Source organism: Microbacterium sp. LjRoot205 (assembly GCF_056175745.1).
This window is the reverse complement of record NZ_JBGFFH010000011.1, coordinates 44,529-67,098: the sequence shown is the minus strand read 5'-3', so window position 1 is coordinate 67,098 and position 22,570 is coordinate 44,529. Positions and strand designations below refer to the sequence as shown.

22 protein-coding genes and 1 tRNA gene are annotated in these 22,570 nt (G+C 68.5%); 15 read left to right on the top strand and 8 right to left on the bottom strand.

Annotated features, from left to right (window positions below; genetic code table 11):
- The first annotated feature begins 60 nt into the window (after positions 1 to 60).
- The 5 genes from AC04ME_RS18025 to AC04ME_RS18005 all read left to right on the top strand — a co-directional run bounded on the left by AC04ME_RS18025 (position 61) and on the right by AC04ME_RS18005 (position 5,228).
- The gene (locus AC04ME_RS18025) at positions 61 to 603 is read left to right on the top strand and encodes a DUF501 domain-containing protein (RefSeq protein WP_079112497.1); all 543 of its coding nucleotides are present in this window, start codon (positions 61 to 63) and stop codon (positions 601 to 603) included.
- 11 nt (positions 604 to 614) lie between these two features.
- On the top strand, positions 615 to 1,892 hold the full coding sequence (locus AC04ME_RS18020; protein ID WP_052493021.1) for a S8 family serine peptidase: 1,278 nt from the start codon (positions 615 to 617) through the stop codon (positions 1,890 to 1,892).
- 39 nt (positions 1,893 to 1,931) lie between these two features.
- On the top strand, positions 1,932 to 3,401 hold the full coding sequence (locus tag AC04ME_RS18015; RefSeq protein ID WP_042542206.1) for an NAD(P)/FAD-dependent oxidoreductase: 1,470 nt from the start codon (positions 1,932 to 1,934) through the stop codon (positions 3,399 to 3,401).
- 283 nt (positions 3,402 to 3,684) lie between these two features.
- Positions 3,685 to 4,509: a cation-transporting ATPase gene (locus AC04ME_RS18010; protein ID WP_475436402.1), complete on the top strand. Its 825-nt coding sequence runs from the start codon at positions 3,685 to 3,687 to the stop codon at positions 4,507 to 4,509.
- Positions 4,510 to 4,520: 11 nt separating this feature from the next.
- A complete protein-coding gene (locus AC04ME_RS18005; RefSeq protein WP_475436400.1) occupies positions 4,521 to 5,228 on the top strand; it encodes a DedA family protein in 708 nt (235 codons plus the stop codon).
- 13 nt (positions 5,229 to 5,241) lie between these two features.
- Here AC04ME_RS18005 and AC04ME_RS18000 read toward each other — a convergent pair.
- Positions 5,242 to 5,314: transfer RNA gene (locus tag AC04ME_RS18000), tRNA-Leu, on the bottom strand.
- Positions 5,315 to 5,663: 349 nt separating this feature from the next.
- On the opposite strand from AC04ME_RS18000, the gene AC04ME_RS17995 reads away from it, so the two are divergent.
- The 3 genes from AC04ME_RS17995 (at position 5,664) to AC04ME_RS17985 (ending at position 8,876) form a co-directional block, all read left to right on the top strand.
- A complete protein-coding gene (locus AC04ME_RS17995; protein WP_042542065.1) occupies positions 5,664 to 6,911 on the top strand; it encodes a type III PLP-dependent enzyme domain-containing protein in 1,248 nt (415 codons plus the stop codon).
- Positions 6,908 to 8,221: a D-arabinono-1,4-lactone oxidase gene (locus AC04ME_RS17990; RefSeq protein ID WP_042542064.1), complete on the top strand. Its 1,314-nt coding sequence runs from the start codon at positions 6,908 to 6,910 to the stop codon at positions 8,219 to 8,221. The genes AC04ME_RS17995 and AC04ME_RS17990 overlap by 4 nt, the downstream gene beginning before the upstream one ends.
- Positions 8,222 to 8,309: 88 nt before the next feature.
- Positions 8,310 to 8,876, top strand: a complete 567-nt coding sequence (locus AC04ME_RS17985) for a LemA family protein (RefSeq protein WP_042542063.1) — start codon at positions 8,310 to 8,312, stop codon at positions 8,874 to 8,876.
- A gap of 72 nt (positions 8,877 to 8,948) precedes the next feature.
- On the opposite strand, the gene AC04ME_RS17980 is transcribed toward AC04ME_RS17985, so the two are convergent.
- Positions 8,949 to 9,434 carry a hypothetical protein gene (locus tag AC04ME_RS17980; protein ID WP_475436397.1) on the bottom strand — a complete coding sequence of 162 codons (486 nt, stop codon included), beginning with the start codon at positions 9,432 to 9,434 and terminating at the stop codon, positions 8,949 to 8,951.
- Positions 9,431 to 10,693, bottom strand: a complete 1,263-nt coding sequence (locus AC04ME_RS17975; RefSeq protein ID WP_475436396.1) for a winged helix-turn-helix domain-containing protein — start codon at positions 10,691 to 10,693, stop codon at positions 9,431 to 9,433. The genes AC04ME_RS17980 and AC04ME_RS17975 overlap by 4 nt, the downstream gene beginning before the upstream one ends.
- A 79-nt stretch (positions 10,694 to 10,772) precedes the next feature.
- Between AC04ME_RS17975 and AC04ME_RS17970 the strand changes: the two genes are divergently transcribed.
- Complete coding sequence (locus AC04ME_RS17970) at positions 10,773 to 11,969, top strand: AI-2E family transporter (RefSeq protein WP_079112501.1); 1,197 nt, start codon at positions 10,773 to 10,775, stop codon at positions 11,967 to 11,969.
- The gene (gene ilvA / locus AC04ME_RS17965; protein WP_079112502.1) at positions 11,966 to 13,195 is read left to right on the top strand and encodes a threonine ammonia-lyase; all 1,230 of its coding nucleotides are present in this window, start codon (positions 11,966 to 11,968) and stop codon (positions 13,193 to 13,195) included. Before AC04ME_RS17970 ends, ilvA begins: the two co-directional genes overlap by 4 nt.
- A 91-nt stretch (positions 13,196 to 13,286) precedes the next feature.
- On the opposite strand, the gene greA is transcribed toward ilvA, so the two are convergent.
- Positions 13,287 to 13,775 carry a transcription elongation factor GreA gene (gene greA / locus AC04ME_RS17960; RefSeq protein ID WP_042542059.1) on the bottom strand — a complete coding sequence of 163 codons (489 nt, stop codon included), beginning with the start codon at positions 13,773 to 13,775 and terminating at the stop codon, positions 13,287 to 13,289.
- 95 nt (positions 13,776 to 13,870) lie between these two features.
- Complete coding sequence (locus AC04ME_RS17955) at positions 13,871 to 14,257, bottom strand: DUF4307 domain-containing protein (protein WP_042542058.1); 387 nt, start codon at positions 14,255 to 14,257, stop codon at positions 13,871 to 13,873.
- A gap of 69 nt (positions 14,258 to 14,326) precedes the next feature.
- On the opposite strand from AC04ME_RS17955, the gene AC04ME_RS17950 reads away from it, so the two are divergent.
- Complete coding sequence (locus tag AC04ME_RS17950; RefSeq protein WP_056376082.1) at positions 14,327 to 14,611, top strand: hypothetical protein; 285 nt, start codon at positions 14,327 to 14,329, stop codon at positions 14,609 to 14,611.
- A 15-nt stretch (positions 14,612 to 14,626) separates the two neighbouring features.
- Here the strand turns inward: AC04ME_RS17950 and trhA are convergent, their stop codons facing one another.
- Positions 14,627 to 15,358 carry a PAQR family membrane homeostasis protein TrhA gene (gene trhA / locus AC04ME_RS17945; protein ID WP_475436393.1) on the bottom strand — a complete coding sequence of 244 codons (732 nt, stop codon included), beginning with the start codon at positions 15,356 to 15,358 and terminating at the stop codon, positions 14,627 to 14,629.
- Positions 15,359 to 15,455: 97 nt separating this feature from the next.
- On the opposite strand from trhA, the gene AC04ME_RS17940 reads away from it, so the two are divergent.
- The 4 genes from AC04ME_RS17940 to AC04ME_RS17925 all read left to right on the top strand — a co-directional run bounded on the left by AC04ME_RS17940 (position 15,456) and on the right by AC04ME_RS17925 (position 20,402).
- Positions 15,456 to 16,235: an isoprenyl transferase gene (locus tag AC04ME_RS17940; RefSeq protein WP_042542055.1), complete on the top strand. Its 780-nt coding sequence runs from the start codon at positions 15,456 to 15,458 to the stop codon at positions 16,233 to 16,235.
- Positions 16,236 to 16,439: 204 nt separating this feature from the next.
- Complete coding sequence (locus AC04ME_RS17935) at positions 16,440 to 17,822, top strand: PhoH family protein (protein WP_309687019.1); 1,383 nt, start codon at positions 16,440 to 16,442, stop codon at positions 17,820 to 17,822.
- 142 nt (positions 17,823 to 17,964) lie between these two features.
- On the top strand, positions 17,965 to 20,196 hold the full coding sequence (locus AC04ME_RS17930; protein ID WP_042542053.1) for a carbon starvation CstA family protein: 2,232 nt from the start codon (positions 17,965 to 17,967) through the stop codon (positions 20,194 to 20,196).
- The gene (locus AC04ME_RS17925; RefSeq protein ID WP_042542052.1) at positions 20,196 to 20,402 is read left to right on the top strand and encodes a YbdD/YjiX family protein; all 207 of its coding nucleotides are present in this window, start codon (positions 20,196 to 20,198) and stop codon (positions 20,400 to 20,402) included. Before AC04ME_RS17930 ends, AC04ME_RS17925 begins: the two co-directional genes overlap by 1 nt.
- 64 nt (positions 20,403 to 20,466) lie before the next feature.
- On the opposite strand, the gene AC04ME_RS17920 is transcribed toward AC04ME_RS17925, so the two are convergent.
- Both AC04ME_RS17920 and AC04ME_RS17915 read right to left on the bottom strand, forming a co-directional pair.
- On the bottom strand, positions 20,467 to 21,882 hold the full coding sequence (locus tag AC04ME_RS17920) for a class II fumarate hydratase (RefSeq protein ID WP_079112504.1): 1,416 nt from the start codon (positions 21,880 to 21,882) through the stop codon (positions 20,467 to 20,469).
- On the bottom strand, positions 21,879 to 22,568 hold the full coding sequence (locus AC04ME_RS17915) for a carbonic anhydrase (RefSeq protein WP_042542050.1): 690 nt from the start codon (positions 22,566 to 22,568) through the stop codon (positions 21,879 to 21,881). The genes AC04ME_RS17920 and AC04ME_RS17915 overlap by 4 nt, the downstream gene beginning before the upstream one ends.
- Between the last annotated feature and the right edge of the window lie 2 nt (positions 22,569 to 22,570).

Here is a 22,570-nt window from a genome sequence, read left to right as displayed (position 1 = left end):
GCCGCCGAGCGGGGAGCGCGCTCAGAGCATCCTCCCGGTCGGCTCCCGTACGCTGGATAGGTGACCACGCCGCCATTCCCCGCCCCCACGACCGCCGAGCTCGCCGTGGTGTCGGCCCAGTTGGGCAGGACCGCCCGTGGCGTCGTGGGAATCGCAGCCCGCTGCGAGTGCGGCAACCCCACGGTCGTCGCCACGACACCCAGGCTCCCGGACGGAACACCGTTCCCCACGTTCTACTACCTGACGCATCCGGCCGCGACGGCCGCGATGTCGACCCTCGAGGCCACGCAGGTCATGCCCGAGCTCTCCGCGCTGCTCGCCGAGGACGAGGGCGTCGCCGCGGCGTACCTCGCCGCGCATGAGGCGTACCTCGCCGACCGGGCGCAGTTCGGCGAGGTCAGCGAGATCGATGGGATCTCCGCCGGCGGCATGCCGTCGCGCGTCAAGTGCCTGCATGCTCTGGCCGGTCACGCTCTCGCGGCAGGTCCCGGCGTGAACCCGATCGGCGATGCGGCGCTCGAGCGCTCGACGTGGTCGCCGGAGAAGTGCCGGTGCGACGACCCCGGTGCGGCCCTGCGTGACGTCGAGGCATCGACCGTATGAGGCGGCCGCGGATGCTGCGCAACGGCGTCGCGATGGCGACGATCGTGGCATCCGTCCTGCTCCTCGGCGCGGCAGCGACCCCGCCGCCGGTGCCGGACGACCCCGCAGATCCGGATCGCGCCGCTCAGTACTGGCTCGACGGAGCCGGCATCCGCGACGCCTGGCAGACCACTCGCGGCGACGGGGTCACGATCGCCGTCATCGACACCGGGATCGGCAAGGTCCCTGGCGTGTTCGATGACGCCGTCGTGGGTGGCACCGACGTGTCTGGCACCGGAACCCCCGACGGCCGCACCCCGGTGGGTGCCATCGACGGCAATCACGGCTCGTGGGTGGCCTCGCTCGCCGCCGGACGCGGCTCTGCCGACGGCAAGGGCATGATCGGAGTCGCCCCCGAGGCCGATCTGCTGTCGATCTCCGTGGGCTTCGGCGCCGCCGCCGCAGTGCCGTTCACCGAGCAGGTCGCGAAGGCCATGCGGTGGGCGGTCGACCATGGGGCCGACATCATCAACCTCTCGTTCACCACGAACACGCTGGACTGGGACAGGAGCTGGGACGACGCGTTCCTCTACGCATTCGAGCATGACGTGGTGGTGGTCGTCGCCGCGGGAAACCGGGGGAGCGGCACCAACATCATCGGCGCTCCCGCGACGATCCCCGGCGTGCTGACGGTCGGCGGAGTCGACCAGACGGGGACGGCGAGCATCGAGGCGTCGACTCAGGGGATCACCATCGGGATCGCCGCGCCCAGTGAGGGGCTGCGGGGCGTCTCGGCCGACGGCACCGTCGTGCCCTGGAGCGGCACGAGCGGTGCGGCGCCCATCGTCGCAGGCATCGCGGCGCTCGTCCGGTCTGCGCACCCCGAGCTCGATGCCGCCAACGTCATCAATCGCATCATCAAGACCGCGATCAAGGTGCCGGGCATGGCCGACCTCCCCGATCCTCTCTACGGCTACGGGCTGGTGGATGCCGACGCGGCGATCACCGCGGACGTGCCGAAGGTCTCCGAGAATCCGATGGGCGACCTCGCCGAGTGGGTCCGCCTGTTCCGACGCGCAGAGAGCGTTCCGCAGCCCGAACCCACCGCCGCGCCGGTCGAGGTGCCGCCCCTGCCGGATGCCGACGCGCCGACCGAGCCCGGTTCACCGCTGCTTCCCAGCGCTGATTCGCTGCGCTACGGTACCCTGCCGCTCATCGCGCTCACAGTCCCTGGTATCCTGATAGCGCTTGGCGTCACCGCAGCTGCCCGGCGCATCCGATCGGCGCGCGCTCGCACGCCACATCCCTGACTCCCGAGGAGTTGTCCCCCTGTGCCTCAGAACAGCACTGTGCCCAAGATTCTGATCGTCGGTGGAGGCTATGCAGGCTTCTACACGGCGTGGAAGCTGGAGAAGCACCTTCGCAAGGGTGAAGCAGACGTCACCATGGTCGACCCGCTGCCGTACATGACGTACCAGCCGTTCCTTCCCGAGGTCGCCGCCGGCTCGATCGAAGCCCGCCACTCGGTGGTCGCGCACCGTCGTCACCTCAAGCGAACGAACGTGCTCACCGCCAAGGTGACGGGCATCAACCACGCTGAGAAGGTCGCGACGATCACCCCTCCGGTGGGAGAGCCGTACGAGTTCTCGTACGACCAGATCGTGGTGACCGCTGGCGCGGTCTCCCGCACCTTCCCGATCCCCGGCATCGCCGACAACGCGATCGGTCTGAAGACCATCGAAGAGGCCGTCGCGATCCGCGATCGCCTGATGTCGAACTTCGACAAGGCGGCCTCGCTGCCCGCCGGACCCGCGCGCGATCGTCTGCTCTCGGTCGTCGTCGTCGGTGGTGGCTTCGCCGGCATCGAGGTCTTCGCAGAGCTCCGTTCGCTCGCGTCGTCGCTCGTGGGCAAGTACCCGCAGATCAGCTTCGAAGACACGCACTTCCACCTCATCGAGGCGATGGGTCGCATCATGCCCGAGGTGTCGCTGCCGACGAGCGAGTGGGTCCTCAAGGACCTGGCGAAGCGAGGCGCCAACGTGCACCTCGACACGCAGCTCACCAGCGCCGTCGACGGCAACGTCGAGCTGTCGACCGGCGAGGTCATCCCCACCGACCTGATCGTCTGGACCGCCGGTGTCATGGCGAACCCGACCGTCGTGCGCGGCGGCGATCTGCCGATCGAAGAGCGCGGCCGCATCCAGACCCGCGCAGACCTCCGTGTCGGCACGCCCGAGGCCTTCGTCGAGGGCGCCTGGGCCGCCGGTGACGTCTCGGCCGTTCCCGACCTCTCGGGTGGTGGCGTCGGCGGCTTCTGCGTGCCGAACGCGCAGCACGCCGTGCGTCAGGCGAAGCTCCTCGCGAAGAACCTCGTCGCCGTGCTGCGTGGTGAGGACCCGAAGGAGTACTTCCACAAGAACCTCGGTGCCGTCGCCGGCCTCGGGCTCTACAACGGTGTCTTCCAGTCCGGCAAGATCGCGCTCAAGGGCTTCGTCGCCTGGGTCGCGCACCGTGGCTACCACGGTCTCGCGATGCCGACGTGGGAGCGCAAGTTCCGCGTGGTCTGGGGCTGGTGGAACAACCTGTGGCTCGGCCGCGACCTGGTGAACCTCGAGACGGTGCAGAACCCGCGCTACGTCTTCGAGGAGTTCGCTGCACGCCCGCGTCCGGCCGCTGACGCTCCGGCTCCCGCCGTAACGGCTCCGGCCGCTCAGGCGACGGCCTCCGACAAGGCCGCCGACGAGAAGCCGGCAGGTCAGAAGACCGCCGCCACGAAGCCGGCTGCGAAGAAGACCGCTGCGACGGCTGCCGCCAAGTAGTCGTCCCCTCGAACGCCCCGACTCTTCGGAGTCGGGGCGTTCGTCGTCTCCGGCGAGGGCGTGTCTTGCACCGGCCTCATAGGCGCGCTTGCTAGCCTCGGCAGCGCAAGGGGAGTACTCCCGTCTGCGGTGGCGTCGTCATTACGGACACGAAGTCGTGTTCCGGCCCACCGGCCCGTGAGGGTGGAGGAGACCTGGCGTCCGTATCCGCGGACGACCATGGACCCTCACTGCCCCGCTGTCGAGTTCCGTGGTCGTCCACACCCACGAAGGAACCGTCACCATGGGAAGACTCAACCGACTGCTCGGGATGGCCGCTCGCGCCCTCGATCTCGACGAGAACGGATCCCGCACGGATCGCACCGGTTCGCAGGCAGCGACGCCGTCTTCACCGGTCGGGCGTCAGGCCGGAACCGATCGCTACTCGCCCCCGCCCGCGCGTCCGTCGGGCCGGGATCCCTACTCGCCGCCTGCGGCCGGCGCGCGCGGTGCGGCCGGTGCGCGCGGTGCGGCCGGTGCGGTGTCGGATGCCGACCGGGCAGCCATCGCGCGGTACGACTACCTGCTCGAGACTGCCGATCCGCACCGCGTGGAGCAGATCCATCGCGAGGCCTTCGCGCGCCTGACTCCCGCGCAGCGTGCGCAGGTGCAGGAGCGCATGAACGCAGAACTCGCTCCGGGCGAGCGCCCGGCATCGGCATCGGCCGATGATCTCGCCCGCGCCGCCGGTCGGTCCGAGGCTGCCCGTCCGGGGCGCATGCGCGGCATCCTCTCGCGCGTGCGCGGGTTCGGTGCTGCCGGTGCGGTCGGCGGAGCCGCGGTGGGCGCGCTGGGGGTCGTCGCGGTGGGCGCGGTCGGCAGTGCCGTCGCCGCTCCTCTCCTCGAGCAGGCTGCCGGTCTCGGAGTCGACTTCGACGCCCTCGCCCAGGGCGTCGACGTCGAGGCGATCGCGAGCGGCCTCGGCGGCGAGGAGCTTGCGGGAGCGGCGGAAGGCGTTCTCGGGTCGGCGGGCGAGACCGTCTCGGGCCTCGGCGACACGGCGAGCGAATGGGGACAGCGGCTCGGTGATCTCGGCATTCCGGGCATCGGCGATCTGTTCGGTCGATGAGCACCGCCGGCATGAGCACCGCCAGCATGACCGCCGCCCCGTCGGCGTCGGATCACGGGTTCTCCGGCCTCACCGGATTCGCCGCTGACGTTCTCACCCAGCTCGGCGACATCGGGGTGGGTGTGCTGGTGTTCCTCGAGGTGCTCGTCCCGCCCATTCCCAGCGAGGTGATCCTGCCCTTCGCGGGGTATCTGAGCCAGAGCGGCGAGCTCACCCTCGGATGGCTGATCGTCTGGAGCACTCTGGCGTCGTGGATCGGCGCACTCCTGCTCTATTGGCTCGGTGCGGCGATCGGCATCGATCGGGCGGTACGGCTCCTCTCCGCCACCAAGCTGGTCAGCCGTGCGGACCTGGATCGCGGAGTGCACTGGTTCCGGCGAAGCGGCGGGTGGACGGTGCTCGTCGGCCGGATGGTTCCCGGCGTGCGCAGCCTCATCTCGATTCCCGCGGGCGCGACTCGCATGAACCTGACCCGCTTCAGCGTGTACACGATCGTGGGCAGTGGCCTGTGGAACACGCTGCTCATCGGGGTCGGTGCGCTGCTCGGCACTCAGCACGAACAGCTGGAGCACCTGCTCGGCTACCTCGACTACGCCGTGTACTCCGCGCTCGCCGTCGCGCTCGCCGTGCTCATCGTCCGACGCGTCCGTGAGGCACGTGGGTCGAAGGCGCGGAGCACGCGTCCACCCGATCTCGCGGACCGGCTCGTGGAGGACTGAGCAGAGCACGACGTGCCCCCGCTGGGACTCGAACCCAGACTGAAGCGATTTTAAGTCGCCTGCCTCTGCCATTGGGCTACGGGGGCTCCATGCCGTGACTGGCTCAGAGTACACGGGGGTCGCATCTGGGTGCGCGACAGACGCGGTGCCACGCTCGCCGTGCTGCCCGAGCCGCGCGAGGGGAGGCGGGCGCCCCCCGCGCCCGCCTCCCCGTGATGCTGATCAGACAGCATCGCCGCCCCCCGGCGACCGGCCGGGCATGGCCGGTGAGACCGCCGTGAATGGCGGCCTCAGAGATCAAGACGGCGATCCGTGCTGTTCATTACGACGATCGCCGCTGATGTATCGGGATTTCCAGATAGGGGTCGCGACAGGCAGTGCAACTCGATCTCAGAAAGACTGAATCCGAGTCCGCCCACCCCATAAGGTGGGGGAGTGCTCGACCTCACCGCCGATCTGAGCCCCGATCAGGAACGAAACGCCGTTTCCCCCGAGTGGCTCGACCCGTCACGATTCTGGCCGCGCCTGTCTGCGGCGACCGGCCATCTGCCGGCTCCCGTGGCAGTGATCGATCGAGAAGCTCTGCGCTACAACGCCCTGGATCTGCTGGTTCGCGCGGGCGGACTGCCGATCCGCGTCGCGTCGAAGTCCGTGCGGGTGCGCTCGGTGCTCGACGCCGTGCTGCAGCTGCCCGGGTTCAGAGGGATCCTCGCCTTCACGCTGGCCGAAGCTCTGTGGCTCGCCGAGACGCACGATGACATCGTCGTCGGCTATCCGACGGTCGACCGCGCGGGACTCGCACAGCTCTTCGAATCCGAGGAGGCGGCGCAACGGATCACGTTGATGGTCGACGATCCGGCGCACCTCGACATCATCGACAGCGTCGCGCCCGCAGGCAGCCGCCCGGACATCCGGGTCGCGGTCGACGCCGACGCATCACTGCGATCCGTCGCGCTCGGCCACATCGGGGTGCGACGGTCTGCTCTGTTCACCGCGGGCGAGGTCGCCGCCTTCGCACGCAAGATCGTGCGCCGCCCCGGGTTCCGGCTCGTCGGACTTCAGATGTACGAGGCTCAGATCGCGGGCCAGGGAGACAACGCCGGAGCGGATGCGCCGGTGATCCGTCTCATGCAGGCGCGTTCCCGATCCGAGCTGCGTGAGCGTCGAGCCGCGATCGTCGGCGCCTTGTCAGAGGTCGCATCGCTCGAATTCCTCAACGGCGGCGGAACCGGTTCGCTCGAGTTCACTGGCAGCGACGAATCGCTGACCGAGGCGAGCGCGGGCAGCGGACTGCTCGGCGGGCATCTCTTCGACGGCTATCGATCATTCCGCCCCGCGCCGGCGTCCGCCTTCGCGTTCGACGTGGTGCGGCGCCCCGCGGCCGACATCGCAACCGTGCTCGGCGGCGGATGGATCGCTTCCGGCCCCGCTGTCGCGTCGCGGCAACCGCTGCCCGTCTGGCCGCAGGGGCTGCGCACGCTGTCCCGCGAGGCCGCAGGCGAGGTGCAGACACCGCTGCAGGGCCGCGAGGCCGAGCGGCTCGGAGTGGGCGACCGTGTCTGGTTCCGCCACGCGAAGAGCGGCGAGCCTGCCGAGCGCATCGACAGCTACCAGCTCGTCTCGGGCGATGAGATCGTCGACGAGCTTCCGACATATCGCGGCGAGGGGAAGGCGTTCCTGTGACCCGGATCGGGGGCACCTGGCAGAACTGGGCGAGGTCTGCGCAGGTCACACCGCTGCGCGTCGAGCGCCCGCGAAGCCCTGAAGGCGTGCAGCGCGCGGTCCGCGCCGCGGTCGCGCAGGGGCTCACGGTGAAGGCGGTCGGCGCGGGACACAGCTTCACGGGCATCGCCGTCGCTCCCGGCGTGCTCCTGGAGCTCGACGACATGCAGGGCCTGGTGTCGGCGGACGCGGCCACCGGACGAGCGACGCTGCTCGCGGGCACACGACTGCACCGCATCCCTTCGCTCCTCGCACCGTTCGGCCTCGCGATGGAGAATCTCGGCGACATCGACCGGCAATCCATCTCGGGTGCGGTCTCGACGGGGACGCACGGTACCGGCGCCGGCTTCGGCGGCCTCGCGACCCAGGTCGTCGGCGCGACGCTGGTGACCGCCGCAGGGGAGTTCCTCCGGGTGGACGAGGGACAGAACGCAGACCTGCTCCCCGCTATCGCGCTGGGTCTGGGCGCGCTCGGCATCCTGGTCGAGGTGACGCTGCAGTGCGTGCCGATCTTCCTCATGGAGGCGATCGATGAGCCGGAACCGCTCGACGACGTTCTCGAGGCCCTGCACGACAGGGTCGAGGCATCGGACCACTTCGAGTTCTACTGGTTTCCGCACACCGACATCGCCCTGACCAAGAGACAGACGAGGGTGCCGGAGTCGACGAGGCGGCAGCCGCTTCCCGTCCTGGGGCGCTGGATCGACGAGACGGTGCTCTCGAACGGCGTGTACCGAGCGGTGTGCGCGACGGGACAGGCGATGCCGGCCATCACCCCGCCCTTCAACAGGCTTGCGGTGAAGCTCACGGGCGACCGGCGGTACACAGAGCTCTCGCATCGAGTCCTGACCCAGAGCCGTACTGTCAGGTTCCGTGAGATGGAATATGCGGTGCCCGCCGAGAACGTGGTGCCGGCGTTCCGCGCGGTCCGCGACCTCATCGAGCGACGCGGGTGGCGCATCGAGTTCCCGATCGAGGTGCGCTTCGCGGCGGAGGACGACAGGTGGCTGTCGACGGCATACGGCAGGGCGAGCGGATACATCGCGGTCCACCGCTACTGGCGCGCCGACCCGTCCGCCTACTTCGAGGCCGTGGAGCAGATCATGCTCGAGCACGGCGGGCGCCCGCACTGGGGCAAACTGCACACGCAGACAGCCGAGCAGCTGCAGGAGCGCTATCCCCGTTTCGGCGATTTCACCGCGCTGCGCGACCGGCTCGACCCCGAGCGTCGGTTCACCAATCGATACCTCGATCGGGTTCTCGGCGCATGATCCGGGTTCTGCGCCTGACCGCCGCACCCAGTCGACGCGCAGGCTGCGCCGATAGGATGAGACAAACACGAGGAAGGGTGGGCCTCTGATGGAATGGCTCGTGCCGGTACTGATCGTCGTCGGTGTGATTCTGCTCATCGGAATCTACCTCTGGGCGACCTACAACTCGCTGGTGCAGCTGAACGTCCGCGTCGACGAGGCGTGGAGTGGCATCACGGTCCAACTGAAGCGCAGGGCAGATCTGATACCCAACCTCATCGAGACGGTCAAGGGTTACGCCTCGCATGAGAAGGCGGTCTTCGAGAACGTCACTCGTGCGCGAGCGGAGACGCTCTCGGCCGGCAGCCCGGGTGAGGCGGGAATCGCAGAGGGGCACCTCCAGCAGGCGCTTCGCAGCCTCTTCGCGGTCGCGGAGGCTTATCCGCAGCTGCAGGCGAGCCAGAACTTCCTGCAGGTGCAGCAGGCCCTCGTCGACACCGAAGACAAGATCCAGGCCGCGCGCCGCTTCTACAACGGCGGGGTCCGCGAGCTGAACACGAAGATCAAGGTCTTCCCGAACAACCTCTTCGCGAAGGGGCTCGGATTCACCGAGCGCGAGTTCTTCGAGGTCGCCGACAGCGGCGCGATCTCCGAGCCGCCGCGTGTGCAGTTCTGACCTGCGGGAAGGCCCGATGCGCATCGTCGCATCGGGCCTTCTGCGTATTCGGGCGCTGACTCGGAGCGCTGCTCACCACACGTCGAGATCGACGTCCCCATCCTCGACGCTCGCGTCGCCGCGGAGCGTCCACGAGTCCGTGCGATAGGTCTCGGTTCGCGGACTGCCGTCTTGTCCGGTGCCCGACACGGTCGCGACGAGGATGCCGCCTTCGGCGATGAATCCGTCATCCGTCAGCTCGAGTACCGGCATCCGCTCGACGCGGAAGCGGACGTCGTCGACCGCGGCGAACTCGGTGCCCCACGGGATCCTGATCCCGCACCCCTCGGGGACGACGCCGTCGGTGACCACGACAGAGGTGCAGTCCTCGAGGTGATCGTCGAGCGCCTGCTGCGCCAGAGCCCGCGGATCGGCATCGGGTGTCGGCGAGCTCGTCGCGGTCGGCGTGGCCCGTGCCGAGGGGACGTCGCTCGACGCCTGCCAGAGCCACACGGCTGCCCCCGCGACCAGGAGCGCGGCGACACCGCCGCCGATCGTCCACGCGAGGCGGCGATTCACTCGGATGCCTCTCTGGCGTGCACATGGCGACGCACGGATGCGTCTGCGCGACCGGACAGCGCCGCATGCAGAGCCTCGGACGCGGTGCCCCAGCGCGAGACGGAGACGTGCGCCAGCCCCTGCCATGCCGCCGCGAGGGCGAGCTCGGCGGCGATCTTCTCGGCATCCGCGCCCGGCTGGCCCTGAGGCTCCCACCAGGCCGATTGCACCTGGAGCGTCGACGTCGCGCGGTCGGCCTTGAGATCGACACGCGCCACGATGCGGTCGCCGACGAGCACGGGCAGCGAGTAGTACCCGTATCGCCGCTTCTCGGCAGGAACGTAGATCTCGATCCGGTAATCGAGCTCGAAGGCGCGCAGAGCCCTGTCACGGAACCAGACCACGGGATCGAAAGGCGTCAGGAGCGCGGCGGCGTCGATCCTGCGCGGCAGCACGGCGTCGCGGTGCCTCCAGCTGGGCAGCGGACGACCGCCGCGGTCCCAGCCGCGCACGGAGACCGGGAGGATCTCGCCTGAGTCGACCAGATCCGCGATCGACTGCGACACCGCCGCTCGGTCGCGGATGCGGTGGTAGTCCGCGAGGTCCGACTGGGTCGCGACCCCCGACGATCGTGCCGCGCGCCGGGTGAGCTCGCGGATCGCGTCCTCCCGGGGCACGTGCTGCGACAGGATGGCGTCGGGGATCACCTGCTCGGCGAGCGCGTACGTGCGCTCGAAGCCCTTTCGACCGCTGATCGCCACGTCGCCGGTGCGCCACAGGTGCTCGAGGGCGAGCTTCACGTCATCCCAATCCCACCATGTGCCACGCTCGCGAGGAGCGTCGTCGCGGAGGTCGGCCGGTCGCAGCGGCCCCCTGGCTCGGAGCTCGTCCTGCACCCAGCGGAGAGTGCGCGTGTTGGTGCTCATCCAGGAGTCGGGCGCCGCCCATCTGGCGCGGAAGTGATCCATGCGGAATCGCCACAGAGGCCAGTCCTCGATGGGGATGAACGTCGCCTCGTGAGCCATGTACTCGACGTAATGGGTCGTGYGCGAATGGAAGACGCGATCGAAGAGCGCCGGTTCGTAGGCACCCAGGCGCGAGAACAGCGGCATGTAGTGYGACCGTGCGAACACGTTGACCGAGTCGATCTGCAGCACGCCGAGACGATCCATGACGCGGTGGATGTGCCGGGCCGACACCGAGGCCGGGCGTGCACGAGAGAAGCCCTGCGCGGCGAGCGCGATGCGACGGGCCTGGGCGGCGCTGAGGGTGTCGGTCACCTCGTCAGGGTAGCGCCGAGCGCCGACATCCGCGCCCGGCCCGTCACGACGGTCGGCGGCTGCGCCGTAGACTTGGGCGATGAGTGAAGAGCAGCGTCCGCGGCTGAGAGACCTCTTCCGTCCGCGCCCCGTCTCCCTTGATCGCACGGTGACCACCGAGGCCGACGAGGCGGTCCCCCGAGGGCTGCGCGTCACGGCGGCATACTCGTGGCGGATTCTGCTGATCGCCGCGGTGGTGGCCGGATTCATCTGGCTCGTCATCGAGCTGAAGCTCCTCGTGATCCCGCTCATGGTCGGCATCCTGATCACGGCCCTGCTGTGGCCGGGATTCCAGTGGATGCTGCGCCACCGCTTCCCGCGGTGGCTGGCCGTCGCCCTCTCGATCATCGGCACGCTCGCGATCGTGTCCCTGCTCATGTGGCTCGTGATCTGGCAGGTCCGTGCGCAGCTGCCCGACGTGCAGGAGCGCAGTGCGCAGGCGGTCGACGAGTTCCGTCAGTTCCTACTCACCGGACCGCTGCACCTCAGCGACTCGCAGATCCAGGGATACATCGACCAGGCCCTCCAGGTCGTCAACGAGCAGACTCAGACGCTCTTGAACGGTGCGCTCGCAGTCGGCACGACCGCGGCGCATGTCGTGACCGGTGCGGTCCTCTCGCTCTTCATCCTGATCTGCCTGCTCGCCGACGGCCGGGGCATCTGGGAGTGGACGCTGCGCCTCTTCCCGCGCGCTGCGCGCCCCGCCGCCGACGCCGCCGCGAGCAACGGCTTCGCGACGATCGTCAACTACGCCCGAACCCAACTGCTCGTCGCCGCGATCGATGCGGTCGGCATCGGCGTCGGCGCCGCTCTGCTCGGCGTGCCGCTGGCGATCCCCGTCGCCGTGCTCGTCTTCCTCGGTTCGTTCGTGCCGATCGTCGGTGCCGTCGTGACCGGCGCGATCGCCGTACTGCTCGCGCTGGTCTACAACGGCCCCTGGATCGCGCTCGCGATGCTGGCCGTCGTGCTCGGCGTGCAGCAGCTCGAGGGTCACATCCTGCAGCCGATCCTCATGGGCTCGGCAGTGAAGGTGCATCCGCTCGCCGTCGTCCTGGTGGTCGCCGGGGGCTCGATGGTCGGCGGCATCCCCGGCGCGCTGTTCGCGGTGCCTCTCGCGGCCTTCGTCAACGTCGCCGCGGTCACAGTCAGCACCGGCGCCTGGCGCACCGGCGATAAACCGAACGCAGACCTTATCTGGAGCACAGTGCCACGCGAGCGCACACGGAGGAATCGATGAGCGCAGTCCCCAGCCTGACCGAGTTCGAGAACGCCGCTCAGAGTCTGGCTGAGGTGATCACGCGAACGCCGACCCTGCCCTCGCGCGCCCTGTCGGACGTGCTCGGCGCACCGGTGGTGCTCAAGATGGAGAACCTGCAGCGAACGGGATCCTTCAAGATCCGTGGTTCGGCATACCGCCTCTCGCAGCTGAGCGCCGAGGAGCGTTCACGCGGCGTGGTCGCAGCGTCCGCCGGAAACCATGCACAGGGCGTCGCCCTCGCGGCTCAGACGCTCGGAATCCAGGCGACCATCTTCGTGCCCCTGGGCATTCCGGTGCCCAAGCTGCTGGCGACGAGGAGCTACGGTGCCGAGGTCGTGCTCGAGGGAGAGACCGTGGCGACCTCGCTGCGACTCGCTGCGGAGTTCGCCGAACGCACCGGGGCAGTGATCATCCATCCGTTCGACCACCGCGACGTCGTCATCGGGCAGGGCACACTCGGACTCGAGCTGCTCGAGGACGCTCCCGATGTCGACACGATCGTGCTGGGAATCGGCGGCGGGGGCCTCATCGCCGGCGTCGCGGCCGCGGTGAAGGCCAAGGCTGCCGAACTCGGGCGCACGGTGCGCATCATCGGCGTACAGGCCGAGAACGCCGCGGCGATGATCCCCTCGCTGGAGGCCGGGTACCCCGTCGACATCGAGACGAAGCCGACGATCGCCGACGGAATCCTGGTCGCGCGACCGGGAGCCATACCGTTCGAGATCATCAAGGACCTCGTCGACGAGGTCGTCACCGTGACCGACGACGACCTGGCGCGCGCCATTCTGGTTCTTCTCGAGCAGTCCAAGGTGATCGCGGAGCCCGCCGGAGCGGTGGGTGTCGCCGCGATCCTCGCCGGCAAGGTGAAGGCGAGCGGCACGACCATGGCCGTCGTCTCCGGAGGCAACATCGACCCGCTGCTGCTGCAGCGTGTCGTCTCCCACGGCCTCGCGGCCTCGGGCCGTTATCTCACGATCCGCATCCCGCTGCCCGATCGCCCCGGTCAGCTCGCGCGAGTCTCGGAGCTCATCGCCCAGGCGGGAGCCAACGTCATCGAGGCCATGCACACGCGGCACGGGCACGGCCTGCAGATCAGCGAGGTGTTCCTCGAGCTCAGCGTCGAGACGCGCGGTGCCGAGCACTCCGAGCACACCCTGGACACGCTCCGTCACGCCGGCTTCCAGCCGATCGTCGTGCCGGACTGACGCGACGCGCACTCAGCCCTGACATGCAGATGCCCCGTCCGGTCGGACGGGGCATCTGCATGTCAGGGCACGAGCCCGATGCTGACCGGTGTCAGCCCGTGTAGGTGTCGACGTTCACGATCTCGACCGAGATCGCGCGGCCGTTCGGAGCCTCGTAGGACGACTTCTCGCCGACCTTGAGTCCGAGGATCGCCTGTCCGAGCGGGCTGGCCTCGCTGTAGACGTCGAGGTCGCTGCCCACGGCGATCTCGCGGCTGCCGAGCAGGAAGACCTCTTCGCCGCCGGCGACGATCGCGGTGACGACGGTGCCGGGCTCGACGATGCCGCGGCTCGCGGGCGCCTCACCGACCTTGGCCGTCTTGAGGAGGTTCTCGAGGGTGCGGATCCGCGCCTCCTGCTTGCCCTGCTCGTCCTTGGCGGCGTGGTAGCCGCCGTTCTCCTTGAGGTCGCCCTCTTCGCGGGCCGCTTCGATGCGCTTGGCGATCTCTTCGCGACCGGTGGTGGAGAGGTGCTCGAGCTCGGCGACGAGCCGGTCATACGCTTCCTGCGTGAGGAAGGGAACCTGAGCGTCAGTAGACATGACGAAGCTCCTTCGGTAGGTACCCGGCGACGTTCCGCGGGGGATATGCCAAGACGCCCCGGCACGTGCCAGGGCGTCATCTGTCTGGCACGAGTCTAGGCGACCCAGCAGCTGTTCACCAAACCTGTCGTCGCGGCTGAGACGGTGGGAACCGTGGCCGAGAGCGCCTGCGAATGCGTGTCTCCCGCAGGGATCTCGACGACCTTCCAGCCGACCACGCCGAACTCCTCGTCGAGTGCCTCGACGACGCAGGCCACGTCCTTGCCCTGCACTCCGGTGATCTGGAAGCGCACGGTGACGCTGTGCTCGTCGACCAGGTCGAAGCCGAGGTCGTCGGAGTCGACGGCGTTCATCTGCGACGTGACGATCATCCAGCCGAACGCGCCGACGAGAAGCGCGGCGATGGCGATGACGATGATCCACGGACCCCGTCGGGTGCGGGTGCGGCCATAGCGGTCGTCGAGCTGTTGTGCGGTCGTCACGGGGTGGGTCTTCCGGTCGTTAGGCTGGTAACTCCAGGTTATGCGACCTGCGCATGAAAGGCAGACTCCATGCTTGCTCTGACCGAGACCCCGATGCCGACGCCCACGATGACCGTGGCACCGGAGCTGGTCACGCCCGGATTCGTCGGCTTCGCCGCCGTGGTGATCATCCTCATCGCGGTGATCCTGCTGATCCTCGACATGAACCGTCGGATCCGTCGGGTGCGCTACCGCGAAGAGGTCAGGGACGAGCTCGATGCCGAAGAGGCCGCGCTCGCGGCCGACGAGGCGACCGAGACGGATGCCGATCTGCCGATCGTCCGCGAGGGCGACGACGACCCCGAGAAGCGCTGACCTGACCGGAGCGGTTCAGGCCCCGAGCGACGGGGACAGCGGCGCCAGCGCGATGAGCAGGCACGCGACCCAGTGGCACAGGAACGCGAGCACCGTGCACAGGTGGAAGATCTCGTGGAAGCCGAAATGGCCAGGCCACGGATTGGGCTTCTTGAGCGCGTAGACGATCGCGCCGCCCGTGTAGAGCAGGCCGCCGACGATGACGAGCGCCATCATGGTCGCGTTCGCGACGAACAGGTCGGCGAGGTACATCACCGCCGCCCATCCGAGCAGCAGGTAGAGCGCGACATACAGCCACCGAGGGGCATTGATCCAGAACACGCGGAACAGGATGCCGACCAGCGCACCGGACCAGACGAAGACGAGGAGCAGCGCGCCCTTGCCCGGGGGGAGCGCCAGCACGGCGAGCGGGGTGTACGTCCCGGCGATCAGGAGCAGGATGTTCGCGTGGTCGATCCGCTTGAGGATCATCTTGACCTTCGGACTCCAGTCGATCCGGTGATACAGCGCCGAGTTGCCGAACAGCAGCAGCGATGACGCCATGAACACCGCCGCAGCCCACTTCGCGGCGCCACTCTGGGCGACGACGATCAGCACCACACCGGCGACGATGGCGATCGGGAAGGTGGCCGCATGCAGCCAGCCTCGCCAGGTGGGTTTGATCTCGGCCGCGGCGACGTCGTGCGCGGCATCCTCCAGGAGGGGCAGCTGGGGGACGTCGGGTACCGAGGAGTCGGGTGTGCTCACGCCCTCACTCTATGCGGGCGATCATGCAGCCGAGCGTACATATCCTGAGCATCGATCCTCGGTCCCGAGACCGCCGACACGATAGCGTAGGGAGGTGATGTCACGCGATGTTCAGGGGCGGGGGCCGCTGTACCGGCTCTATACCAGCAGGCTTCGCCGACACCTCGACCCCGAGTCGGTTCCGCACCACGTCGCAATGATGATCGACGGCAATCGGCGTTGGGCGCGTCAGCTGGGTTATGACACTCCGGCTGAGGGGCATCGGGCCGGTGCCGCCAAGATGCGGGAGTTCCTCGGATGGTGCGACGAGCTCGGCATCCGCGTCGTGTCGCTCTATCTTCTGTCGAGTGACAACCTGCTCAAGCGCGACTCGGCAGAGCTGGCCGACCTGATCGAGATCATCGCGGAGCTCGCCGAGGCTCTGTCGCGCGAGGGCAACTGGCGAGTGAAGCATGTCGGCCGCTCGGACATCCTCCCCGCGGAGCTCGCGAGAGTGCTCGACGACGCACAGGAGCGCACGCGCGACCACACGGGGCTGCACGTCAACCTCGCGGTCGGCTACGGCGGCCGCAACGAGATCGTCGACGCCGTGCGCAGCATCGTCACCGCGCATCAGGCGTCCGGAGGGACGATCGAAGACCTCGCCGCGCATCTCACACCCGAGATGATCGGCGAACATCTCTACACCGGCGGCCAGCCGGATCCCGATCTCGTCATCCGCACGAGCGGCGAGCAGCGACTGAGCGACTTCCTGCTGTGGCAGAGCGCGCACAGCGAGTTCTACTTCGTCGAGGCGCTCGGGCCGGATCTGCGCCAGGTCGACTTCCTGCGAGCGATTCGCGACTTCGCCGACCGCGATCGGCGCTTCGGCCGCTGAGACCGTGCATCAAGTGGTCGGTCACGTCCCGTTAATCAACACGTAACGAACTGGTGGCGTGTCGAGCCAGGCGAATGTCGGCACCTGGTCGTAGCTTCTAGGCATCGGGCAAGGCGCCCGTCGGGTCGGCCTCAGGTTGACGACTCGTGACCCCCTGGTCGACTCGTTCGAACAAACCGGGATTCCCCGGGTCGGGAGTGGGTCGTGACCTCACGTACAGCGCAGCAGTCCACAGGCACAGCGCAGCAGTCCACCCGTAAGACGACGACGCGAGCAGCGTCCGCTGATCCTGATCAGGATCTCCGGACCTACGTGCTCGATACGTCCGTCCTGCTGAGTGATCCTCAGGCCTTCTTCCGGTTCGCCGAGCATTCGGTGGTCGTCCCGGTCGTGGTCATCACCGAGCTCGAGGGCAAGCGCCACGACCCCGAGATCGGCTACTTCGCCCGTCAGGCGCTGCGTCACCTCGACGACCTGCGCATCGAGCACGGCCGTCTGGACTTCCCGGTCGAGGTGGGCGAGGGCGGCACGCTCCGCGTGGAGCTGGCCAACACCGACTCGTCGGTGCTCCCCGCCGGGATCCGGCTGAGCGACAACGACACCCGCATCCTCTCCGTCGCCATGAACCTCGCGCAGGACGGGCAGGACGTCACCATCGTCTCGAAAGACCTTCCGATGCGGGTCAAGGCGGCGTCCCTCGGCCTTCGCGCCGAGGAGTACCTCGCCGAGCAGGCCATCGACTCGGGCTGGACCGGCATCACCACGCTCGACCTGTCGGGCGATGAGATCAGCGACCTGTACGAGAGCGAGGTGGGCATCAGTGAAGACGCCAGAGGCCTGGCGGTCAACACCGGGCTCATCATCCACTCCGAGCGGGGATCCGCCCTCGGCAGGGTGACCGGCGACGGCGAGTACAAGCTCGTGCGTGGCGATCGCGACATCTTCGGGATGCACGGGCGATCYGCCGAACAGCGGATCGCGATCGACCTGCTCACCGACCCCGACATCGGCATCGTCTCGCTCGGCGGGCGTGCGGGCACCGGAAAGTCGGCACTGGCGCTCTGCGCGGGTCTCGAGGCGGTGCTCGAGCGGCAGCAGCAGAAGAAGATCATCGTGTTCCGACCGCTGTTCGCCGTCGGGGGCCAGGAGCTCGGGTACCTCCCCGGCGACCAGGGCGAGAAGATGGGCCCGTGGGGGCAGGCGGTCTTCGACACGCTCGGCTCGGTGGTCTCGGGCAACGTCATGGAGGAGATCGTCGAACGGGGCATCCTCGAGGTGCTTCCGCTCACGCACATCCGCGGTCGGTCGTTGCACGACGCGTTCGTGATCGTCGACGAGGCGCAGTCGCTCGAGCGCAACGTGCTGCTGACGGTGCTCAGCCGCATGGGGCAGAACTCCCGAGTGATCCTGACCCACGACGTCGGTCAGCGCGACAACCTCCGCGTCGGACGCCACGACGGCATCGCCAGCGTCATCGAGACGCTCAAGGGACACGACCTCTTCGCCCACGTGACCCTGATGCGCTCGGAGCGCTCCGCGATCGCCGCCCTCGTGACTGAGCTTCTGGAGGGAGGCGAGCTCAGCTGAGCTGACTCTTCGACAGCGGATGCCGTGGTCTCACGGCATCCGCTGTCGTGTATTCCGGAGGACGCGTCGGCGATTCGCTTCCCTCCGCGCTGACGTCGGCATACGCTCGTGGCACCGAACGCAGACGATGGAGTGATGCGCGATGAGTGATGCGACGAAGACCGTGGAAGATGACCAGCTGCCGCCCGTGGCGGTGGACGAGAAGCCGCGGTGGACACCGCTGAAGATCGTGCTCTGGGTGGCGATCGCGCTGCTGGGCGGCATCGCCTGGACGATGCTCGCGATCGTCAGGGGAGAGACGGTGAACGCGATCTGGTTCGTGTTCGCGGCGGTCTGCACCTACCTCGTGTTCTACCGCTTCTACTCGAAGTTCATCGAGCGGAACCTGGTCAAGCCGAACGACCGGCGAGCGACCCCCGCCGAGTACAAGGCGGACGGCAAGGACTACGTCGCGACGGATCGTCGGGTGCTGTTCGGCCACCACTTCGCCGCCATCGCGGGCGCCGGTCCACTCGTCGGTCCGGTGCTGGCCGCCCAGATGGGCTACCTCCCCGGCACGATCTGGATCATCGTCGGAGTCGTGCTCGCGGGTGCGGTGCAGGACTACCTCGTGATGTTCTTCTCGATGCGGCGAGGCGGACGCTCTCTCGGTCAGATGGCCCGCGACGAGCTGGGCCGATTCGGTGGAACGGCGGCGATCATCGCGACGCTGCTCATCATGATCATCATCACGGCGATCCTCGCCCTCGTGGTCGTGAACGCCCTCGGGGAGAGCCCGTGGGGCGTGTTCTCCGTGGCGATGACGATCCCGATCGCCCTGTTCATGGGGGCGTACCTCCGATGGATCCGCCCCGGCAAGATCACGGAGGTGTCGATCATCGGCTTCGTGCTGCTGATGGCCGCGATCATCGGCGGGGGCATGGTCGCCGAGACCGACTGGGGTCAGGCGATCTTCACCCTCGACCGGACGACCATCGCGTGGGGCATCATCGTCTACGGCTTCATCGCGGCGGTGCTGCCCGTGTGGATGCTGCTGGCTCCGCGTGACTACCTCTCGACGTTCATGAAGATCGGCGTGATCGTGGCGCTCGCCGTCGCGATCCTGTTCGTGCGGCCCGAGATCACCGTCCCGGCCTTCAGCGAGTTCGCCGCGGGCGAGACGGGGCCGGTCTGGGCAGGGGCGCTCTTCCCGTTCCTCTTCGTGACGATCGCCTGCGGGGCGCTGAGCGGATTCCATGCGCTCATCGCGTCGGGCACGACGCCGAAGATGATCGAGAAGGAGAAGCAGACGCGCTTCATCGGCTACGGCGGGATGCTCATGGAGTCGTTCGTCGCGATCATGGCGCTCGTCGCCGCGATCTCCATCGACCGCGGGCTGTACTTCGCCATGAACTCCTCGCCGGCGGCGACGCTCGGCACGGTCGAGGGCGCGGTCGCGTTCGTCAACGGTCTCGGCCTGACCGGGGTGAACCTGACACCCGAGATGCTCACGAGCACGGCCGAGGCGGTGGGGGAGGAATCGATCGTCTCCCGCACGGGCGGCGCGCCGACGCTGGCTCTCGGCCTCGCACACATCATGCAGCAGTGGATCGGCGGCACCGGGATGATGGCGTTCTGGTATCACTTCGCGATCATGTTCGAGGCGCTGTTCATCCTGACTGCTGTGGACGCCGGCACCCGCGTCGCGCGCTTCATGCTGCAGGACTCGGTCGGCAACGTCTTCCCTCGCTTCAAGGACACCTCGTGGCGGGTGGGCGCCTGGATCTGCACGGCCGTCATGGTCGCGGGGTGGGGCGCGGTGCTGATCATGGGGGTCACGGATCCTCTCGGCGGCATCAACACCCTGTTCCCGCTGTTCGGCATCGCCAATCAGCTGCTGGCGGCGATCGCCCTCTCCGTGGTGCTCACGATCGTGGCGCGCAGACGCACCTTCAGGGTTCTCTGGGTGGTGGCGCTGCCGCTGGCATTCGTCACGGTCGTGACGGTGACGGCCTCGCTGCAGAAGATCTTCTCGACCGTGCCGCAGGTCGGCTACTTCGCGAACCATGTCGCCTTCCGCGACGCTCTCGCGGCGGGGGAGACCTCCTTCGGCACGGCGACCAGCGTCGCCGCGATGGAAGCGGTCGTCCGCAACACCATGATCCAGGGCATCCTGTCGGTGACGTTCCTCGTGCTGTCGGTGATCGTGATCACCATCTCGATCATCAAGGTCATCCAGGCCGTGCGCCCCGGGCCCGTCATCGACCAGGAGGACCCGGAGGTGCCGTCGCACCGCTTCGCACCGGCCGGTCTCATCGCCTCGTCGGAGGAACGCGCCGTCGAGAAGCAGTGGAACGCACTCCCTTCGTCCGCTCAGCCCACGAGGGGGCACTGATGGCCGCCGTGGTATCCGACCATGTTCGGCGGGCCTGGCACGCGGTCGCCTGGTACGTGAACGGCGTGACCGGGCAGTCGCGGTACGCGTCCTACGTCGCGCACGAGCGCGAGCGGCATCCCGAGAGAGAGCCGCTCAGTGAGCGGGAGTTCTGGAGGGCGCACTACGCGCAGCAGGATGCCGACCCGGGTGCCCGCTGCTGCTGACGCCGTAGACGACGGATGCCGCAGGGACCGAGTCCCTGCGGCATCCGTGTTCAGAGCCTGACGATCAACCGGGGTGGGTCATCGAGAGCAGGTCGAGCTTCTCGTCGAGCTGCTCGAGCGTCAGGTCGCCGCGTTCGACGTATCCGAGGTCGATCACGGCGTCGCGCACCGTGATGCCCTTCGCGACCGAGTGCTTGGCGATCTTCGCCGCTGCCTCGTAGCCGATGAGCTTGTTGAGCGGGGTGACGATCGACGGGCTCATGCCGGCGAATGCCGCCGCGCGGTCGAGGTTCGCCTGCAGTCCGTCGACGGTCTTGTCGGCGAGCACACGCGAGGCGTTCGCGAGCAGACGGATCGACTCGAGCACCGCCGTGCCCATGACCGGGATGGCGACGTTCAGCTCGAAGGACCCGGACGCGCCGGCCCAGGCGACGGTCGCGTCGTTGCCGATCACCCGGGCGCAGACCATCAGCACAGCCTCGGGGACGACCGGGTTGACCTTGCCGGGCATGATCGACGAGCCGGGCTGAAGGTCGGGGATGTGCAGCTCTCCGAGACCCGTGTTGGGGCCCGAGCCCATCCAGCGCAGGTCGTTGTTGATCTTGGTCAGCGAGACCGCGATCGTGCGCAGCGCGCCCGAGGCCTCGACGAGTCCGTCGCGGTTGGCCTGCGCCTCGAAGTGGTCCTTCGCCTCGGTGATCGGCAGCTCGGTCTCGGCGGCGAGCAGCTCGATGACCTTCTGCGGGAATCCGAGCGGCGTGTTGATGCCGGTCCCGGTGGCGGTGCCGCCCAGCGGAACCTCGGCGACGCGGGGGAGTGCAGACTGCACGCGCTCGATGCCGAGGCGCATCTGACGGGCGTAGCCGCCGAACTCCTGGCCGAGCGTGACCGGGGTGGCGTCCATGAGGTGCGTGCGGCCGGACTTCACCGCGTCCTTCCACAGCTCGGCCTTCGCCTCGAAGGCGACGGCGAGGTGGTCGAGCGCGGGGATGAGCGTGTCGATGAGCGCCTGCGTGACGGCGATGTGCACGGAGGTCGGGAACACGTCGTTCGACGACTGCGAGGCGTTCACGTGGTCGTTCGGGTGCACGTTCGCACCGAGGATGCGGGTGGCGAGAGTGGCGAGCACCTCGTTCATGTTCATGTTCGACGACGTGCCGGAGCCCGTCTGGTAGGTGTCGACCGGGAACTCACCGTCGTGGGCACCGGCGGCCACCTGGTCGGCGGCCTGGGCGATCGCGTCGGCGATGGCCCCGTCGAGGGTTCCCAGCTCCTTGTTCGCGAGTGCAGCGGCCTTCTTGATGCGCGCGAGCGCGGCGATCTGCGTGGACTCCAGGCCCTTGCCCGAGATCGGGAAGTTCTCGACGGCGCGCTGCGTCTGTGCGCCATAGAGCGCGTTCACGGGAACCCGCACCTCGCCCATGGTGTCGTGCTCGATGCGGTACCCCTGCGCGTCTGCGCCACTGTGCTGGTCGGTCATTCCGAACCCTCCTTGGTTGCGGGGCCGTGCCCCTCGGTGTCGTTTCCGTCTGTGTCGATTCCGACCGTGATGACGGGCACCGCAGTGCCCTCGGCCAGACGGTAGTTGGCGCCCACGATGCCCAGACGGCCGTCGGAGACAGCCTGCGAGATCACCTCGGACGACTGCAGCAGGTCCCGGACCGTGTTGCGCAGGTGCTCTTCGCCCACGAGCTCCGCGTCGATCTCGGCGACGGTGGTGCCGCCGCTCTCGGCCAGCACCTTGCGCGCCGCCGGGACGATCGGGGCGATGAGCTTCCAGATGTGCGGCGGCAGGGGCGCGGCGTCGATGGCCGTTCCGTCGATGGCAGCGCGGACGGCACCGCACGAGTCATGCGCGAGGACGACGATCAGAGGCACGTTCAGCACGGCGACCGCATACTCGAGGCTCGCGACGATGGACTCGCCGATCACCTGGCCGGCGTTGCGCACGACGAACAGGTCGCCGAGTCCGAGGTCGAAGATGATCTCCGCGGCGAGGCGCGAGTCCGAGCAGCCGAACAGCGTCGCGACCGGATGCTGTGCCTCAGCGAGGTGCTTGCGTCGAGCCACGTCCTGGTTCGGGTGCTGAGGTGCGTCGGCGACGAATCGCCGATTGCCGTCCTGCATCTGCTTCCAGGCAGCAGCGGGCGTGAGCGCGTGGGTCATGG

Excerpts from the sequence above, each read along its gene's own strand:
- AC04ME_RS18020 (WP_052493021.1), top strand. The coding sequence starts at position 615 with ATGCTGCGCAACGGCGTCGCGATGGCGACGATCGTGGCATCCGTCCTG.
- AC04ME_RS18010 (WP_475436402.1), top strand. The coding sequence starts at position 3,685 with ATGGGAAGACTCAACCGACTGCTCGGGATGGCCGCTCGCGCCCTCGAT.
- AC04ME_RS18005 (WP_475436400.1), top strand. The coding sequence starts at position 4,521 with ATGAGCACCGCCAGCATGACCGCCGCCCCGTCGGCGTCGGATCACGGG.
- AC04ME_RS17985 (WP_042542063.1), top strand. The coding sequence starts at position 8,310 with ATGGAATGGCTCGTGCCGGTACTGATCGTCGTCGGTGTGATTCTGCTC.
- AC04ME_RS17970 (WP_079112501.1), top strand. The coding sequence starts at position 10,773 with ATGAGTGAAGAGCAGCGTCCGCGGCTGAGAGACCTCTTCCGTCCGCGC.
- ilvA (WP_079112502.1), top strand. The coding sequence starts at position 11,966 with ATGAGCGCAGTCCCCAGCCTGACCGAGTTCGAGAACGCCGCTCAGAGT.
- greA (WP_042542059.1), bottom strand. The coding sequence starts at position 13,775 with ATGTCTACTGACGCTCAGGTTCCCTTCCTCACGCAGGAAGCGTATGAC.
- AC04ME_RS17950 (WP_056376082.1), top strand. The coding sequence starts at position 14,327 with ATGCTTGCTCTGACCGAGACCCCGATGCCGACGCCCACGATGACCGTG.
- AC04ME_RS17940 (WP_042542055.1), top strand. The coding sequence starts at position 15,456 with ATGTCACGCGATGTTCAGGGGCGGGGGCCGCTGTACCGGCTCTATACC.
- AC04ME_RS17930 (WP_042542053.1), top strand. The coding sequence starts at position 17,965 with ATGAGTGATGCGACGAAGACCGTGGAAGATGACCAGCTGCCGCCCGTG.
- AC04ME_RS17925 (WP_042542052.1), top strand. The coding sequence starts at position 20,196 with ATGGCCGCCGTGGTATCCGACCATGTTCGGCGGGCCTGGCACGCGGTC.
- AC04ME_RS17920 (WP_079112504.1), bottom strand. The coding sequence starts at position 21,882 with ATGACCGACCAGCACAGTGGCGCAGACGCGCAGGGGTACCGCATCGAG.
- AC04ME_RS17915 (WP_042542050.1), bottom strand. The coding sequence starts at position 22,568 with ATGACCCACGCGCTCACGCCCGCTGCTGCCTGGAAGCAGATGCAGGAC.